General features: G+C 53.2%; 16 protein-coding genes. 3 read left to right on the top strand and 13 right to left on the bottom strand.

Going from position 1 to position 17,815, the window contains the following annotated elements; all coding sequences use genetic code 11:
- Window positions 1-14: 14 nt before the first annotated feature.
- From narI to AEST_RS12160, 4 genes are all read right to left on the bottom strand, one after another.
- The gene (narI, locus tag AEST_RS12175; protein WP_008609390.1) at window positions 15-704 is read right to left on the bottom strand and encodes a respiratory nitrate reductase subunit gamma; all 690 of its coding nucleotides are present in this window, start codon (window positions 702-704) and stop codon (window positions 15-17) included.
- An 11-nt stretch (window positions 705-715) separates the two neighbouring features.
- Window positions 716-1,471, bottom strand: coding sequence for a nitrate reductase molybdenum cofactor assembly chaperone (gene narJ, locus AEST_RS12170; protein ID WP_008609389.1), 756 nt, complete (start codon window positions 1,469-1,471; stop codon window positions 716-718).
- A gap of 9 nt (window positions 1,472-1,480) precedes the next feature.
- Window positions 1,481-3,013: a nitrate reductase subunit beta gene (gene narH / locus AEST_RS12165; RefSeq protein ID WP_008609388.1), complete on the bottom strand. Its 1,533-nt coding sequence runs from the start codon at window positions 3,011-3,013 to the stop codon at window positions 1,481-1,483.
- Between the two features lie 158 nt (window positions 3,014-3,171).
- Window positions 3,172-6,891, bottom strand: a complete 3,720-nt coding sequence (locus AEST_RS12160) for a nitrate reductase subunit alpha (RefSeq protein WP_008609386.1) — start codon at window positions 6,889-6,891, stop codon at window positions 3,172-3,174.
- 342 nt (window positions 6,892-7,233) lie between these two features.
- On the opposite strand from AEST_RS12160, the gene AEST_RS12155 reads away from it, so the two are divergent.
- Window positions 7,234-9,015, top strand: a complete 1,782-nt coding sequence (locus AEST_RS12155; protein WP_008609385.1) for an ATP-binding protein — start codon at window positions 7,234-7,236, stop codon at window positions 9,013-9,015.
- Window positions 9,016-9,066: 51 nt separating this feature from the next.
- Here the strand turns inward: AEST_RS12155 and AEST_RS12150 are convergent, their stop codons facing one another.
- Entirely contained in the window at window positions 9,067-10,683 is a 1,617-nt protein-coding gene (locus AEST_RS12150; protein ID WP_008609384.1) for an MFS transporter, read from the bottom strand.
- A gap of 324 nt (window positions 10,684-11,007) precedes the next feature.
- On the opposite strand from AEST_RS12150, the gene narL reads away from it, so the two are divergent.
- The gene (gene narL, locus AEST_RS12145; protein ID WP_008609382.1) at window positions 11,008-11,661 is read left to right on the top strand and encodes a two-component system response regulator NarL; all 654 of its coding nucleotides are present in this window, start codon (window positions 11,008-11,010) and stop codon (window positions 11,659-11,661) included.
- The gene (moeA, locus tag AEST_RS12140; protein WP_008609381.1) at window positions 11,658-12,878 is read left to right on the top strand and encodes a molybdopterin molybdotransferase MoeA; all 1,221 of its coding nucleotides are present in this window, start codon (window positions 11,658-11,660) and stop codon (window positions 12,876-12,878) included. The genes narL and moeA overlap by 4 nt, the downstream gene beginning before the upstream one ends.
- Before the next feature lie 3 nt (window positions 12,879-12,881).
- Here moeA and modC read toward each other — a convergent pair whose 3' ends face one another.
- The 8 genes from modC to mobA are packed head-to-tail and all read right to left on the bottom strand — an operon-like array spanning window position 12,882 to window position 17,790.
- Window positions 12,882-13,949, bottom strand: a complete 1,068-nt coding sequence (gene modC, locus AEST_RS12135) for a molybdenum ABC transporter ATP-binding protein (RefSeq protein WP_008609380.1) — start codon at window positions 13,947-13,949, stop codon at window positions 12,882-12,884.
- A complete protein-coding gene (gene modB / locus AEST_RS12130; RefSeq protein WP_008609379.1) occupies window positions 13,946-14,629 on the bottom strand; it encodes a molybdate ABC transporter permease subunit in 684 nt (227 codons plus the stop codon). The genes modC and modB overlap by 4 nt, the downstream gene beginning before the upstream one ends.
- A gap of 18 nt (window positions 14,630-14,647) precedes the next feature.
- Window positions 14,648-15,451 carry a molybdate ABC transporter substrate-binding protein gene (gene modA, locus AEST_RS12125; protein WP_008609378.1) on the bottom strand — a complete coding sequence of 268 codons (804 nt, stop codon included), beginning with the start codon at window positions 15,449-15,451 and terminating at the stop codon, window positions 14,648-14,650.
- Window positions 15,452-15,484: 33 nt separating this feature from the next.
- Complete coding sequence (gene moaE / locus AEST_RS12120) at window positions 15,485-15,934, bottom strand: molybdopterin synthase catalytic subunit MoaE (protein WP_008609377.1); 450 nt, start codon at window positions 15,932-15,934, stop codon at window positions 15,485-15,487.
- A gap of 1 nt (window position 15,935) precedes the next feature.
- Complete coding sequence (locus tag AEST_RS12115) at window positions 15,936-16,187, bottom strand: MoaD/ThiS family protein (RefSeq protein ID WP_008609376.1); 252 nt, start codon at window positions 16,185-16,187, stop codon at window positions 15,936-15,938.
- Window positions 16,180-16,680 (bottom strand): cyclic pyranopterin monophosphate synthase MoaC, encoded by a 501-nt coding sequence (gene moaC, locus AEST_RS12110; RefSeq protein WP_008609375.1) that lies wholly within the window; start codon window positions 16,678-16,680, stop codon window positions 16,180-16,182. The genes AEST_RS12115 and moaC overlap by 8 nt, the downstream gene beginning before the upstream one ends.
- Window positions 16,677-17,228, bottom strand: a complete 552-nt coding sequence (locus AEST_RS12105; RefSeq protein WP_008609374.1) for a molybdenum cofactor synthesis domain-containing protein — start codon at window positions 17,226-17,228, stop codon at window positions 16,677-16,679. Before AEST_RS12105 ends, moaC begins: the two co-directional genes overlap by 4 nt.
- Window positions 17,221-17,790, bottom strand: coding sequence for a molybdenum cofactor guanylyltransferase (gene mobA, locus AEST_RS12100; protein ID WP_008609373.1), 570 nt, complete (start codon window positions 17,788-17,790; stop codon window positions 17,221-17,223). Before mobA ends, AEST_RS12105 begins: the two co-directional genes overlap by 8 nt.
- Window positions 17,791-17,815: the final 25 nt, after the last annotated feature.

Genomic DNA, 17,815 nt, shown 5'->3' with positions numbered 1-17,815 from the left:
CCTCCATCCCGCCTTTACCGCACAAACCGCTGCCGCACTATCTGGTGCTGCCGGCTGATATACTGCACTGGTACACTTAACATATGCACTAAGCGACTGAACGGAAACACCACAAACAGCGTCATGCCCAGGAATACATGCAGTTTGAAAATCCAATGCACGCTACTGATAGACTCTGCGGCGGCAACGGAGTTAAACGTAACCGTATTTTGTGCCCAAGCCATTAACTTCAGCATTTCCTGACCGTCCAAATGTCCAACGGAAACAAAGATCGACAGTAAGCCCAGAATCAATTGTGCGTAGAGTAACAGCAGGATAGCGATATCCATTGGGTTACTGGTAGCACGAATACGCGGGTTAAACAGCCGGCGTTTGATGAGTATGGTCAGGCCGTAGAAGCAGATTAAACCAAAGATGCCGCCGGCAACGATCGCAATCATCTGCTTCATGGAGCTGGTAATACCGAACAAATACCAGAGTTCTTTTGGCAGCAGCAGGCCGGCAAAGTGGCCTAAAAAGATCCCCAGAATACCGATATGAAAGGCGATGCTGCCCTTACGCAGTTGTTTACTTTCTAACAGCTGCGAAGAACTGGTCTTCCAGGTGTATTGCTCACGGTCGTAACGGATCCAGCTACCCAACACCATAATCGCAATTGCGATATACGGGTAGATGCCAAAGGCAAACAGATTTAAGTGTGCCATCTTAATGCTCCTTAAGCGCGCTTCACGGCGGCTTCATGAAATAGTTCTTGTGCCAGGGCGTCGGTTTGCAATAAATCGGTGCTCAGTGGTACAAATTGATCGCGCCGTTGGGATTCACTCGGTTTATTGCCGGTGCCGCAGGCGCTGTTGGATTGCTCTGCACTCATAAAGGTCACCATTTCCTCTTCCCAGACTTTATCCAGTGCCTTGGGCGTGTCATCGCGTTTCTCAGTGGCGATTTGCGCTTTAATATCGGCTAAATCGACCTCAGCAGCGGACAATACCAGCAGGCTTTGGAATAAGGCGGCATAGTTGGATTCACGCTGTTCCAGCCGGCAGGTGAGTACGGCCAGAATCGGGGCAATTTCTTCCAGACCAAGTTGCGCATTGTCTGCGCCCTGAGTGGATAAAAATTCCAGATACAGCGGCAGATAGTCTGGTAGCTCTTTTACGCCAATATCCAGACCCGCCTCTTTGTACTGCGCCTGTAAGTCGACCATTGCCTGCCCACGGTCGCGTGATTCACCATGCACATGCTCAAAAATCAGCAAGGACAGCGAGCGACCACGTTCAAACAAACCGTCGTATTCAGATTGCCAATCCATTAAATCAGCGCCGCAGCGCTGACTGATAAAGGTACTCAGGCCGTCTTTATTGCTCTGCGGTAAATCACTGGCCGCTACCACGGCCAGTAATTCATCCTTTGCTGCCAACAGCTCAGGTTTGGGGTAATCCAGCAGCAATGAAATTAACTGTAAAATTTGCATAAAACCCTCTTAATCCTTCAGCTCAACCGGAATCACCTGGCGTACACCCTTGGCCTTAGTGCCAAACAGGTTGACGTCGTTATTACCATCGCCACAGCCGTTACCAAAGGTAAAGCCACAGCTGGATTTCAGGTCATAGGCATTTTCGGCATAAGCACGGTGACTGGTTGGGATCACAAAGCGATCTTCGTAATTAGCCAGCGCCATATAGCGGTACATCTCTTCAACCTGTATTGCATTGAGGCCCACTTGCTTCAGTACATCCAGATCTTCAACGCCATCCACTTGTTGTGAGCGTTTAAAGGCGCGCATCGCAATCATCCGCTCTAAGGCGCGAACGACGGGCGCTTCGTCACCAGCGGTCAGCATATTGGCCAGATAACGCAGCGGAATACGCAGCGACTTCAGATCCGGAATTTCGCCATTCATGCCGACATGACCGGCCTGTACCGCACTTTGAATGGGTGACAGTGGCGGCACATACCAAACCATTGGCAGGGTGCGGTATTCAGGGTGCAGTGGCAGTGCGACCTTCCAGTCCATCGCCATCATATACACCGGTGAACGCTGGGCTGCTTTAATCCAGTTATCGTTGATACCTTCGGCCCGGGCCGCGGCAATCACTGCCGGATCGTGCGGGTCGAGGAAGATATCCAGCTGTGCCTGATATAAATCTTTTTCATTCGCCACACAGGCAGCTGATTCAATGCGGTCGGCATCGTACAGCAGTACGCCTAAGTAACGGATACGGCCGACACAGGTTTCTGAACAGGTCGTCGGTTGCCCGGCTTCAATCCGCGGGAAGCAGAAAGTACATTTTTCTGACTTACCGGACTTCCAGTTGTAGTAGATTTTTTTGTACGGACAGGCCGAGACACACATCCGCCAGCCGCGGCATTTGTCCTGGTCAATCAAGACGATACCGTCTTCTTCGCGTTTGTATATCGCACCGGACGGGCAGGCCGCCACGCAAGCCGGGTTTAAACAGTGCTCGCACAACCGGGGTAAGTACATCATAAAGGTCTTTTCAAACTGACCGTAGATGTCCTTCTGCACTACTTCGTTGAAGTTAGTATCTTTTTTCCGTTTCTCGAACTCGGTGCCGAGGATTTCCTCCCAGTTTGGACCCCATTCGATTTTCTCCATCCGCTGGCCGCTAATCAGTGAACGCGGGCGGGCCACCGGCTGGTGCTTGGTATCGCCAACATTGTGTAAATGCTGGTAATCGAAGTCGAATGGTTCGTAGTAATCGTCAATTTCCGGTAAGTCCGGGTTGGCGAAAATATTTGCCAGAATGCGGCGCTTGCCACCGATTTTCAGCTGCAGTTTGCCGTTTTCCCGCACCCAGCCGCCGTTCCATTTTTGCTGATTTTCCCACTCTTTCGGAAAACCGATACCGGGCTTGGTTTCGACGTTGTTAAACCAGGCATATTCGACCCCTTCACGCGAGGTCCAGACGTTTTTGCAGGTGATGGAGCAAGTGTGGCAACCTATGCACTTGTCTAAATTCAGCACCATGCCAATTTGGGCTCTAACTTTCATGTTAATTCCTTAGAAACTTATTAGGGGACCTATTCACAATGATGGATTTCGCGTCAGAGCAAGGCGGGGCAGCCTCGAAAAAGCGCAGTTTACAGATGCGTAAATGAGCATTTTGAGAGCTGACCCAACGCCGCTATGGCGTGAAAGACGCGTTGTGATTAGGTCTCCTTGTCTAACCAGTCGACACGGCTCATCTTGCGCACGATGACAAATTCGTCCCGGTTACAGCCAACGGTACCGTAGTAGTTAAAACCGTAAGCTTGCTGGGCATAACCGCCAATCATATGCGTCGGCTTCATTACGGCACGGGTTACCGAGTTATGAATACCACCACGGGTGCCGGTTAACTCGCTGCCGGGCACGTTCACAATCCGCTCCTGGGCGTGGTACATCATGCTCATACCTTCCGGTACCCGCTGTGACACCACGGCACGGGCCGCGATAGCGCCGTTAACGTTAAAGATTTCGATCCAGTCGTTATCTTCAATACCCGCTGCTTTGGCATCAATTTCACTTAGCCAGACGATAGGACCGCCGCGGGATAAGGTCAGCATTAACAGGTTGTCGGAGTAAGTACTGTGAATACCCCACTTCTGGTGTGGTGTGATCCAGTTCAGTACGATCTCTTTGTTCCCATTCGACTTTTTGTTCAGCACCGGCTCAACTGTTTTCAGGTTAATCGGTGGCTTGTAGCTACACAGCTGCTCACCAAAGTCGCGCATCCATTCATGATCCTGATAGAACTGCTGACGACCGGTAATGGTGCGCCAGGGGATCAACTCATGCACGTTGGTATAGCCGGCGTTGTAAGACACATGTTCGTCTTCCAGCCCGGACCAGGTGGGTGAACTGATAATTTTCCGTGGTTGGGCGACGATATCGTGGAAGCGGATTTTTTCATCTTCTTTCGGTAACGCCAGGTGCTTGTGATCGCGGCCGGTAATTTTACCCAGCGCATCCCAGGCTTTAACGGCAACATGACCATTGGTTTCCGGAGCCAGTGTCAGGATCATTTCGGCGGCATCAATCGCAGTATCAATTTTTGCCATGCCTTTATTGGCGCCGTCAGCAGTATGTACCCGGTTCAGTTTACGCAGGAACTCGACTTCGTCTTTAGTATCCCAGCTGATGCCTTTCCCGCCATTACCGATTTTTTCCAGCAGCGGGCCTATTGAAGTAAAGCGGGCATAGGTATTGGGGTAATCCCGTTCCACAATATTAATATGTGGCATGGTCAGGCCCGGAATCGCCTCACATTCGCCTTTCCACCAGGCTTTTACGCCGTAAGGCTGCGCCAGCTCGGCAGGCGTATCGTGGTGCATCGGTGTAGTCACCACATCGGTTTCCACCCCTAAGTGCCCAACGGCAGCTTTAGAGAACGCCTGCGCGATGCCTTTAAAGATTTCCCAGTCACTGCGCGCTTCCCACACCGGGTCAATGGCTGCGGTTAACGGGTGAATAAAGGGATGCATATCCGAGGTATTCATATCATCTTTTTCATACCAGGTGGCGGTAGGCAGTACGATGTCGGAATACAGGCAAGTGGTAGACATGCGGAAATCCAGCGTCACCCACAGATCGACCTTACCTTCAGCCGGCTGCTCGGTCCATTCCACATCTTCCGGCTTTTTACCGCCAAAACCGCCTAAATCTTTGCCAAGCAGGCCGTGTTTGGTGCCCAGTAAGTGCCGTAGCATATATTCATGGCCTTTACCGCTGGAACCCAGCAGGTTGGAGCGCCAGATAAACATATTGCGTGGGAAGTTTTGCGGGTTTTCCGGTTGCTCACAGGCAAACTTAATGTTGCGTGAGGTTAATTGCTCCACCACATAGTCTTTCAGCTCTTTGCCGGCAGCTTTGGCTGCGGCCGCCAGTTTTAGCGGATTCGTGCCCAGCTGTGGTGCTGACGGTAACCAGCCCATGCGTTCGGCGCGGCTGTTATAGTCGACAATACTGCCAGACCATTTGTCTTTATTGGCCAGTGGCGAAATGACTTCGGTCATATCCAGCTTTTCGTAACGCCATTGGCTGGAATGATTGTAGAAGAACGAGGTACCGTTCATATGGCGTGGTGGCCGTTGCCAATCCAGCGCAAAGGCCAGTGGGGTCCAGCCGGTTTGTGGCCGTAGTTTTTCCTGACCGACATAGTGCGCCCAGCCGCCGCCACTTTGACCGATACAGCCACACATCATCAGCATATTGATCAGGCCACGGTAGTTCATATCCATGTGGTACCAGTGGTTCAGCGCGGCGCCGACGATGACCATGGAGCGGCCACGGGTTTTATCGGCATTACGGGCAAACTCACGCGCGACCCGAATCACATCATCCGGCTTCACGCCGGTAATAGCTTCTTGCCAGCCCGGGGTGTAAGGCACGTTATCGGTATAGGATTTCGCCCGGCTTTCATCACCAATACCATTATCCACACCATATTGCGCCAGCATCAGGTCAAATACGGTAGCGACCAGCGCGGTACCGCCACTGGCCAGCTCGACGCGTTTGGCAGGAATTTTGCGCATTTGTACATCAGCATGATCGGTATGCTGGAAGTATTGGTACTCGTGTGGTGCACCACCAAAATACGGGAAGCCAACATCCACCAGCTCGTCGCGGTTGTCTTTTAAACTCAGCTGCAGCTCCAGCTCACCGTCTTTGTCTTTTTGCTCCAGGTTCCATTTGCCGGCCTGGCCCCAACGATAACCAATGGCGCCATTCGGGCTGGTCAGGCGACCATCTTTGTTAACAGCAATGGTTTTCCAATCCGGGTTATTGTCTTCACCCAGGTTATTTACCAGATCGGCCGCGCGCAGGAAGCGGCCGGTGGTTAGCACCCCGTTTTGCTCCTCTAACATTACCAACATCGGCATATCGGTAGTACGACGCACGTAGTCAGTAAAGTAAGCACTCGGGTTATCAACATGGAATTCTTTTAAAATCACATGGCCAAAGGCCATGGCCAGGGCAGCATCGGTACCCTGACGCGGTGCTAACCAGGTATCACCAAACTTAGAGGCTTCTGAGTAGTCCGAGGTAATGACACAGGTCTTGGTACCCTTGTAGCGGACTTCGGTCAGGAAATGTGCGTCCGGGGTGCGGGTTTGCGGCACGTTTGAGCCCCAAACAATAATGTAATTCGAGTTATACCAGTCAGCGGATTCTGGTACGTCGGTTTGCTCGCCCCAAATTTGCGGTGAGGCCGGGGGTAAGTCGCAGTACCAGTCGTAAAAGCTTAAACAGTTACCGCCAATTAATGACAGATAACGGGCACCGGCGGCGTAGGACACCATCGACATTGCTGGGATCGGCGAAAAACCGGTTACCCGATCCGGGCCATAGGTTTTAGTGGTATAAACGTTGGACGCGGCAATCAGCTCGTTCACTTCATCCCAGCTGGCACGGATAAAGCCACCTAAACCGCGGCGCTCTTTATAGCTTTTGGCCTTTACCGGATCACTGACAATAGATTCCCAGGCTTTCACCGGATCTTTATGCTGCACCCGGGCTTCACGCCACAGCTTCATCAGTTGCTGCCGCACTTTCGGATATTTCAGCCGGTTGGCACTGTAGATATACCAGGAATAGCTCGCGCCACGCGGACAGCCACGGGGTTCATGGTTTGGCAGATCCGGACGGGTACGCGGATAGTCGGTTTGCTGGGTTTCCCAGGTGACCAGGCCGTCTTTGACATAGATTTTCCAACTACAAGAGCCGGTACAGTTTACACCGTGCGTGGAACGTACCACCTTATCGTGCTGCCAGCGTTGCCGGTAGCCTTGCTCCCAGGTCCGGTCCTCATTGGTGGTCACCCCGTGGCCATTGGCGAAGGGGGTTTTGCGGGTTTTAAAAAACCGCAGTTTATCTAACAGATGACTCATACTTGACTCCTGGTCCTGTCCTGCATGAACAGAGGTTTTTGCTTTTTCAGTAAGCACACTATAGAAACTACCACTCAATTCTGCTTGATTCAGATCAAGGTTGCCATGCTGCTAAATTGCTGAAAATTAAGAAAAATACCCCAAAGGTGGTAGTGCGCTAATTGGCTAAATGCTTGAAAACGCAGGCCTTGGCTGCAGGCGTCTACTCACTTTGTCTGAAGGTGTACTCTGGCTGGGGAAAAGGGGGTAGCCCAAGTATCCCCGTAGATTTGGCAAGCGGATTTTTCTGCAGGAAAGGCGCTGGCGGGTTAAGCTTAGAACAGACAGTAGTGGGAGTTTCAGATGCGCACCTTTTCAATTGTTACCCGGATCAATATCGCTCTGGCCTGCATCGTGACGTTGGCGTTATCAACGATGATGGTGTCGTATTGGTTGTCGGATAAGGCTGACAGCGATGCGCATGCAGTTAATGTTGCCGGCTCGCTGCGGATGCAAAGCTATCGCCTGGCCTGGTTAACGCTGCAACAGGACGTCACTAAACTGCAAAGAGCCAATGAGCAATTTGCCAGCAGTTGGCAGCATCCGGTTTTTCAGCGTTTTTTGCATCAGCCAGACATTCTGCAAAAATACCAGAGTGCTTTTCAGCACTGGCAACAGTTGGCGCCTGCGCTGGAGTCTGGCGCCGTCCCTCCAGCCGAATTGGAAGCCGGCCTGGCCGAGCAGGTCAGATTGTTGGATGAGCTGGTGCTGGTGATCCAGCAGGATGCAGAGCAAAAGGTTAAGGCGTTTCGCTCGGTGCAGGTTATTGCGGTGATGGCCACCATCTTGCTATCGATCATCGTCATGTATTGGCTGAAGGTGATGGTGGAGGAGCCGTTAAAAGAGTTGATCCGCGGTGCCCGGCGTATTGCGCAGGGCGACTTTACTCACCGTATCACGCCGCAGCATCAGGATGAGCTCGGGATGTTGGCCACCAGCTTTAATAAGATGAATACGGCCATTGGTTATATGTACGGCAATCTTGAGAAGCGGGTGGAAGAGCAAACGGCAGAGCTGACCCAAACCAATACGACCCTGAAATTTCTATATAACACCGCGCAGCGGATCAGCGAACATACCTCAGAGTATCAGGACTTTTCCGAGATCATCAGCCAACTGCGCAGTATTACCGGCCTGGCAGATATCGAGCTCTGTCTGTTTACCGAGCAAGGAAATCAACCTTACCTGCAAATTCATGCCGATAGCCTGGCGGATCCCTGTGCGGCTGAAAACTGTGGCGACTGTTTAACTGAGACATTGAGCCGGCAGCAGTGTCAGGTGCACAACTTTGTGTTGCAGCGGGAGAGACATAAATATGGCGTTCTGGTCGTACGGCTGAACGCCTCAGAGAAGATGTTGTTATGGCAACAACAGCTGGTGATGGCCATTGCCGATCAACTGGCTTTGGCGCTGAGTTTAAAATCAGAAGAGGAGCAGGTGCGGCGGTTGGCGCTGATGCAGGAGCGTACGGTCATAGCGCGCGAGTTACATGATTCACTGGCGCAGGCCTTGTCCTATCTGAAAATTCAGGTGACCCGGCTCAATAAAGCCATTAACAAGGATGACCGTCTGGTGATGCAGGATGTGTCAGCAGAGCTAAAAAGTGGCCTCGATGCTGCTTACCGGCAGTTACGCGAGCTGTTAACCACTTTCCGTCTGAAAGTCGATGGAGCTGGCTTGCTCAGTGCGCTGCAGACCACAGTCAGCCAGTTAAGCGAACAGTCGGGCTTACAGATCCGCTTGGATTATCAGCTGGCGAATGTGCCGTTGGCGCCGCATGAAGAAATTCATTTACTGCAGATTATCCGCGAAGCCAGCCAGAATGCGGTGCACCACAGTCAGGGGCAGAACCTGACCATTAGCCTGCAGCAGGATGGGCAAAAGTATATTTTGCTGGCAGTAGAGGATGATGGTGTCGGGATCCCGGATAAAGCCGAAAAGCTTAATCATTATGGTTTAGCCATTATTCAGGAACGAAGCAAACATCTGGCCGGGGAGATCAGTATCCGGCGCCGGCCAGAGGGCGGCACTGGGGTATACTTCCGCTTCTTACCGGAATACCTGCAGCAACCGAAAACAGCCTGAAAAAGAGCGCAGCCCTGTTGAGGGCTGCGCCTTGCATGCTTGCAGACAAGCTTAAGGGTTATAAAACTCGCCGCTTTTCCGCAGGTAGAAGAACCAGTTTAATACCAGACACAGCGCATAGAAGATGGCAAAGCCGATCATCGCATATTCTGGGGTTGCGGCTTTGATCTGCTCACCAAATACCTGTGGAATATAGAAAGCACCGTAGGCGGCGACGGCAGAGGTCCAGCCCAGCACCGGCCCGGCTTGTTCTTTTGGAAACACCACGGCAATGGTTTTAAAGGTTGATGCATTACCAATGCCGCTGGCGGCGAATAACAGCAGGAAGATCAGGAAGAACGGCATAAAGTACTGCTCTGGTGTTGCCGATTGATAAGCCTGCTGCATAAAGAAGGCGGCACCTAAGGCTGCCAGTACCATCACCACGGCACAGATCTGGGTAACCAGAGCACCACCTAAACGGTCTGAGATCCAACCACCCACTGGCCGGATTAAGGCGCCGATAAAGGGGGCGATCCAGGCATAGGTCAGGGCGCTGGGACCATTCGGATTCGGAGTGTTGTGGGTCATCACGCCATCTACCATCAGGTGGCTGTAGCCAAAGATCACCTGGATAGATAACGGCAGCGCGGCGGCAAAACCGATAAAGGAACCAAAGGTCATGACATACAGAATGCTCATGACCCAGGTGTGCTTATTATTGAAAATCTTATACTGCCGGTCCAGACTGGCACGGATGGCGCCCGGCAATACTTTCAGCGCCAGTACTGTGGCCATTGGCACCAGCACTAATACCAGTTCTTTCGGAATACTAAAGCCGGAGCCATTGGCACTGGCCGGTAGAATCAGCCATAAACCAATTACCGAGGCGATCAAGCCAATGCCGTACATCGCCAGCTGAATGGAGAAGGAACCGACGGCGCTCGGTAGCTTAGGTGTTACCTCTTCAGTATTGATGTTATTCATGCCAAACCAGATGGCAAAGGCCAGCGGGATTAACAGCAATAGCCATAAGAAACCGCCATTCTGGATCCAGGTTTCACTTCCAGCCGGGATACTCCCAATCAGGGTACCACTGGCCTTTTGCAGGATCATCGGCTCACCGCCACCGACCAGGGTAAAGGCACCAAAGGTCATAAATAGCGGGATCAGGATCTGCATGGTCGTGACACCAAAGTTACCCAGGCCGGCATTCATGCCCAGCGCTAAACCTTGCTGTTTTTTCGGGAAGAAGAAGCTGATATTCGACATTGAAGCGGCAAAGTTACCACCACCGATGCCGGATAATAAGGCCATCAACTGAAACACCCAGAACGGTGTATTGGGATCCTGTAATGCGATGCCGGTGCCAAACGCTGGGATCATCAATAAGCTGGTGGTAAGGAAAATGGTATAGCGCCCACCACAGAGCCGGACAAAGAAGCTGGCAGGAATGCGCAAGGTCGCGCCACTTAAGCCAGCGATTGCTGCCAGGGTAAAGAGCTCCGAGGCGGAATACGGAAACCCAAGATTTAGCATCTGAACACTAATGATGCTCCACATCATCCAGACCGCGAACCCGCAGAGCAGGCTGGGTATAGAGATCCATAGATTGCGGGTAGCGATGCCACGCCCGCTTTGTTGCCAGAAATTCTCGTCTTCTGGCTGCCATTTTCTTAAATCAGACATCTGGTAACTCCTGTTGTCTTGGCAGAGTGCTTACTGCAGCAAGTCTGATTGGCAATGGCGGGAGGCACAATGTATCTAAGGAGTTAGCCAAAGGCGTGGGTCAGCTAAGACGAGGTATCACTAAAGTGGTAGTTGCAAGGATTAGGGCTGCAATTATCAAATATTTTCAATAAGATAATGCTGCTTAGTGTTGCGTTGCCTGCCCGCAGATCTCCGGCGGCCAAAATAGGTAGCGGCGGCGAACATGATTTATATCAAAGTATCCGTAGCATAGATCTAAGCTAATATGGGTAAAGCCACGAGACAGGCAGTCAGGAGCAGGTTATGTCAGAGCAAAAATCCAGCGTGATGCTGGTTGATGATCATCCATTATTACGCAAAGGCTTAAAGCAGCTACTGGCGTTGGAAGACGAGTTAGAAGTCATAGCGGAAGCCAGTAATGGTCAGGATGCAATTAAACTGGCGGCAGAACTGGATCCGGACCTGATTATTCTTGATCTGAATATGCAAGGTATGGATGGGCTGGAAACCCTGAAGCGGATGCGCGATGAGGGCGTGACGTCACGCATTGTGATGCTGACGGTATCAGATGCCGATGAAGATATTGTCAAAGCCATCAGTAATGGCGCCGATGGCTATTTATTAAAAGATACCGATCCGGAAGTGCTACTGGATCAAATCAAAAAGGCACTGGAAGGCAAGATGGTGCTAAGTGAAGCCATTACCCAGGTGCTGGCCACTGCCTTGCGCCGGCCACAGGCAAAAACGCCGGCTGAGCTGAACAGTTTAACCAACCGCGAATATGAAATTTTGCATTTAATTGCCAAAGGTATGAGCAATAAAGTAATTGCCCGCGAACTGAATATCTCTGATGGTACCGTAAAGGTACATGTTAAACATCTGCTGAAAAAGCTCGGTTTGCGCTCCCGGGTGGAAGCGGCAGTGTGGATGGTCAATCAGCAGGGCGGCAAGTTATGACAGCAGGGGCTTTGCTGCCAGTGGCGGATGCCCTGGCGCAGATGTTGGCACAGGTCAGCGCCGTCAGTGAGACTGAGCAGGTGCCACTGGCGCAGGCGCTGGACCGGGTATTGGCAGAGCCGGTGCTGGCCAGTTTTGACGTGCCGGGCTACGACAACTCAGCGATGGATGGTTATGCGGTGCGGGCGGCTGAGGTTAAAGCCGGGCAAGCGTTAACACTGCAAGGTTCGGCACTGGCCGGCCATGCCTTTACTGCTGCGTTAGCGCCACAAAGCTGCGTGCGGATTATGACCGGTGCTGTAATGCCAGCGGGTGCCGATACGGTCATTATGCAGGAGCAGGTACGGCTGCAAGATGGCAAAGTTATCGCAGATTTTGTGCCGAAAGTGGGTGAAAATGTGCGCAAAGCTGGCGAAGATCTGAAAAATGGGCAGCAGGTGCTCAGTGCCGGTTGCCGGTTAACGGCGCCACAATTAGGCTTATTGGCGTCGCTGGGTATTGCAGATGTGGCGGTCAGGCGTAAGCTTAAGATTGCCATCTTCTCCACCGGTGATGAACTGGTGTTACCGGGACAGCCGTTACCTCAAGGTCATATCTATGACAGCAACCGGGTAGTATTGCGCGCCATGCTGCAACGCCTTGGGGTCGAGGTGTTGGATCTGGGCTTATTGCCGGATCAGCCAGAGGCGATCCGCCAGGCCTTTCAACGGGCAATGCGGGAGGCGGATGCGCTGATTACCAGTGCCGGCGTCTCGGTTGGCGATGCCGACTATACGCGGCAAATTCTGTCTGAACTGGGCCAGGTGAATTTCTGGAAAGTGGCGATTAAACCCGGTAAACCTTTTGCCTTTGGTAAATTGGAAAACTGTTGGTTTTTTGGTTTGCCCGGTAATCCGGTGGCAGCGGTGGTGACGCTGGATCAACTGGTTCAGCCGGTGCTGCTAAAGCTGGCCGGTGCTACGGTCTCGCCAGCTAACCAACTCACAGCAGTGACGACTGTGACCTTAAAAAAACAGCCAGGTCGCGCGGATTATCAGCGTGGTTACTATTGGGCCACTGCCGAGGGGCTGTTTGTAAAAACCTTGGGCAGCCAAAGCTCAGGTATGCTTAGCTCCATCGCCAATGCCAATTGCTATATCGTGCTGCCGCAACAGAGTGGCAGTATCGCCAGCGGCGAAATGGTGACTATTCAGCCTTTTGGGAAGCTGCTGCAATAGTGCTTAATCCAGCGCCACCGCTTTAATTTGGGCAAACAGCTGTTGGCCGGGTTGTAATTGCAAGCGACTGACGGAGCGGCGGCTTAACCTGGCCAATAAGGGTTGTCCGGCCAAACGCAGTAACAACAGTTGATGCCCCGGATGAGGATCGGCCTCAATCTGTTCCAGTTCTACCCTTAAGCAATTATTCACGCTGGAAAATTGCGGTTGTACCAGACTGATTGCCACGTCACGGGCCAGGATCCGGGTACGGACATTTTGGCCCTCGGCCAGTTGCAAGCGTGAAATCAGGAGCCGCTGGCCATCAGGCAGCTGTAATTCACTCATTTCATCAGCGGTATGCTGCAATACGGTGGCAAGTAGCATCGAGGCGGCATCGGCATCCTGCGCCAGTGGTAAGTCGGGTTGGGTCAGCAGTTGTTGCAATGGCCCCTGCGCCTGAACCTTGCCTTGTTCCAGTAACACCAGATAATCGGCCAGCCGGCAGACTTCATGGATGGCGTGGCTGACATAAATGATTGGAATAGCCAGATGCTGGTGCAGACGTTCCAGATAAGGCAGAATTTCCGCTTTGCTGCGCTGATCCAGAGCCGCCATCGGTTCATCCATCAGCAGTAAGCGTGGGCTGGTTAGCAGGGCACGCGCCATCGCTACCCGTTGCCGTTGTCCGCCTGACAGTTGTTGCGGGTAGCGTGCGAGCAGTGTTTCCAGCCCCATCAGGCTGATGGTTTCGTCCAGTGCGACCTTGCGCTGGGCGGGGGGCAGGCGGCGATAGCCAAACTCAAGATTTTTAGCGACCATCAGATGCGGAAATAAACTGGCTTCCTGAAAGACATAACCCAGCGGGCGCTGATGTACCGGCACAAAGTGTTGCTGACTTTGCCAGATTTCTCCATTGACCCGCAGATCGATGCCGGCATGCCGTTCCAGCCCGGCCAGACATCGCAGAATAGTCGTTTTGCCGGAGCCGGAACGGCCAAACAGCGCACTCACACCGCTGCCGGGCAGATCAAGCGTCACGTCCAGTTCAAAATTGCCCTGTTGCAGTTGCAGCCTGGCTTCAATACTCATGCGATACTCACCACTTTAAATTTACGGTTAAGCCCGTATACCAGCAGCAGCAAAGCAAAGGACAATGCCACCAGAATGGCAGCCAGAGTATGGGCGGCGGCGTAGTCCATCGCCTCAACATGGTTGTAAATGGCAATAGAAGCAACCTGAGTCTGTCCCGGAATATTACCGCCAATCATAATAATGACGCCAAATTCGCCCAGGGAATGGGCAAAGGATAACACGGCAGCGGTGAGAAACCCCCTTCGCGATAACGGCAATACCACGTACAGAAAGCGATCCAGCGGAGATGCTCTTAAGGTGGCGGCCACTTCCAGCATCCGGCCACCGGCCGCCTGAAATGCTGCTGTCAGCGGCTGCATCACAAATGGCAGTGAATAGATCATCGACCCGATGACCAACCCGCTGAACGTAAAAGCCAGATGGTTAAAGCCCATGGCTTGCAGGCTGCCGCCAACCCAGCCATGGGGGCCAAGCAGCAGCAACAGATAAAAGCCCAATACTGTCGGTGGCAGCACTAGCGGCAGCATAATCATCGCTTCAATGATGCTGCGACCCCGCCAGCGGGTGTGCGCCAGCCACCAGGCCAGCGGCATACAGAGCGCTAACAGCAGGCCGGTGCTGATCAGGGCCAGTTTAAAGGTAACCCATAAAGCACTCAGATCATCGGCTGATAGCATTGGTTACTCCCCGTAGCGTTAGTGTGCCGTATTAGTAACACGGTAGCCGGCAGCTTCGATAATGGCAACGGCTTCAACGCTTTGTAGCCAGGTAACAAAGTGTTCGGCGGCGGCCAACAGTTGTGGATCGGCTGCTGCACGGTTCAGGATCACCGCTTGTTGGGTTATCGGTTGGTATAGTTCTGCCGGCGGCAACCAATAAGAGCCGCTGATTTGACCGGCACTGTCTTTAAGCTGTGCCAGCGCGACAAACCCCAACGCTGCGGCACCAGAGGCAATCTGACCATAGGCTTGGGCAATCGACTGGGCCCGCACCAATTTTTGTTGTTGTGCCAGCGGTTGCCACAGTTCCAGTGCAGTCAGCACTTGTTGTGCCGCCAGACCATAGGGCGCGTGGCGTGGTTCTGCCATGCTCAGATGCCGGAAGTGCTGACTAAACAGTATACTGGCCCTGGCATCGATCAGTGTCGGATCGGCAGACCAGAGTACCAGCACGCCTTCGGCATAAGTAAAACGTGAGCCGGACCGGGTGAGCCCGGCCTGTTCCAGGCTTGCCGGCCGCTCACTATCTGCTGAAAAAAACAGATGAAAGGGCGCATCCTGCCGGATTTGGGTGTAGAGCGCGCCGGAGGAGCCGGCGCTGAGTAAAAAGGTCTGTGACTGTTGTTGCTGATAGCGGCTAATCAGTTGTTGCAGGGTACCGTGAAAGTTAGCCGCCACGGCGATACGCAGTGGTTCAGTAGTTGGCTGCTCTGCCGCGCTGACAGGGGTTGCCCATATCCAGCAGAGCAGGGTTAGGATAAAGCGGAACATCAGCTGCATCAGTTTGCCCTCGTCATTGTTTTAGCATACAGCTTATTGCCAGCGCTTTAATGCGGCTTGATCGCTGACTTTCGCTGCAACCCAGTATTCGCCGCTGGACGTGTGTTCTTTTTTCCAGAACGGTGCGCGGTTTTTCAGGTAATCCATGATAAATTCGCCAGCCGCAAAGCCGGCGGCCCGATGCGCACTGGCGACGCCGACAAACACGATTTGCTCGTTCGGTAACAGGGTACCGACCCGATGAATAATAGTAACCGCGCCCAGTTGCCAGCGCTGCTGCGCCGCTGTTGCGATCTGGGTTAATGCCTGCTCGGTCATGCCCGGATAATGTTCCAGTGTCATGCTTAGCAGCTCTGCCTCTGCCAACTCCCGTACCAGACCCGTAAAAGTGACGACGGCGCCGCAGCGGGCATCTTGCCGTAAGCGTTCATATTCGCTGGCCACCGCAAAATCCGGCTGTTGCACCACTATCCTCAGGGACATCTTAACCTCCGGTCACCGGTGGGAAAAACGCCAGTTCATCACCCGCCGTCACCGGATGAGACAGGGGTACCAGATGCTGATTAACCGCGCATAGCAGGTCGGTGTCAGCCAGATGGGGTTGCCATTGCGTTGACTGGCTGGCGAGCTGGTTTAGGACGTCACGCGCGGTCAGCACTTGCCCCTGCAGATCCAGGTTGGTACTGGCACAGCCTAAGCGCTCCCGCAGGGCCGCAAAAAATAAGATCTTAAGCATCGCTAGGCTCCCATGCTGACTGATACTTATAATGGCCGGATTTACCGCCGGTTTTCTCCAACAAACGAATATCACTAATGGTCATAGCTTTATCTACCGCTTTACACATATCGTAAATGGTCAGGGCGGCGACACTGGCCGCGGTCAGGGCTTCCATCTCGACACCGGTACTGCCGCTAAGCTGACAGCAGGCTTCGATACGGATCTGACCGGCGGCCGCATCCAGCTGAAAATCGACACTGACTTTGCTTAACAGCAGCGGATGACAGAGCGGGATCAGGTCGCTGGTTTTTTTTGCCGCCATAATGCCGGCAATGCGCGCAGTGGCCAGCACATCGCCTTTTTTTAGCAGTGCCTGTTCAATCAGTCGGATTACCTCGGGGCGGGTTTGCACCAGAGCGCCGGCGCGTGCCAGGCGTTGGCTGTCGGCTTTAGTGCTAATATCAACCATCGCCGCCGCACCTTGTTGATCGAGATGGGTTAGGGTATTCATGCGCCGGTCTCCGCAGTAGTACAGCCGCTGGCCGGACTATTTTTCAGGTGTGGAATAAAATTACAGGGGCCGGTATGGCCATCCAGCTGTGGCAAAATCAGTTGTTGCATCGCCAGGGTGCAGGCGGAGCCTGAGCCCGGCATTGCAAACACTAAGGTGCCATTGGCCAGCCCAGCCAAAGCACCGGATTGCATCGCCGCTGAGCCGAGTTGTTGCCAGGATAATTGCCGAAACAGCTCGCCAAAGCCCGGCACCCTTTGATCCAATAACGGTGTGACAGCAGCAACGGTGCAATTATCGGCGGCATAGCCGGTACCACCATTGATCAGGACAACCTGCACCTCGGTACTGGCGATCCAGCGGCTTAGCAAGGCGCGCAGCTGATAGAGGTTATTAGGCAGTACCGCACGCTCTACCAGTTGATGACCGGCTTGAGTTAACAGCTGACACAGCAGATCGCCGCTGCTGTCATTTTCCGCTGTACGGCTGTCGGAGACGGTCAATACCGCCAGTTGGAGCGGATAAAATTGCCGGGCAATTTTAGTCATGACATGGTTCCTCCAAAACGGCAGCCTGCTGCAGTGTGCTCAGGCACTGCTGCCACTCTGCCGGGGTATTGGTATTAAATAGTTCAGCCGCGGGCGCCGGACGTACTGTGCAGCGCAGTTTTGCCAGCAGGGCTTTAACTGAGCGTTCACCGGCATCCAGCTGCTGTTCGATCAGGAGTGCCAGCTTGGGGTCGGGGCGCAGCGCCAGTGGCAGCGGCCAATCGCGAAAGCAAACCGCTTGTTCGTTTTCGCCGGGCATTAATAGTTGCAGGCTGCTGGCGTTAAGCAGCGGTAAATCAATCGGCAGTACCAGCAACACCGGCTCCGTACAGTAAGGCAGGGCGGCAGCGATACCGGCCAGCGGTCCCTGACCAGGCCGGAGATCCTGAATATAAGTGGTGCCGGGCTGATTGCGGCTAAGCAGAATCTGGCTGGCGCCGGCTTGCTGCGCCAGTTGCTGCATATGTTGCAGCAAGCTTAGCTTACCCAGGCGCAGCTCGGCTTTATCCTGTCCCATCCGACGGGATTGACCGCCGGCTAAAATCAGTGCGCTAAATGACATCAGTTACTCCGCTAGTCTAGTGTCA

It is taken from the genome of Alishewanella aestuarii B11, assembly GCF_000280055.1.
GTDB classification, from domain to species: domain Bacteria; phylum Pseudomonadota; class Gammaproteobacteria; order Enterobacterales; family Alteromonadaceae; genus Alishewanella; species Alishewanella aestuarii.
This window is presented reverse-complemented; position numbering and strand designations above follow the sequence as displayed.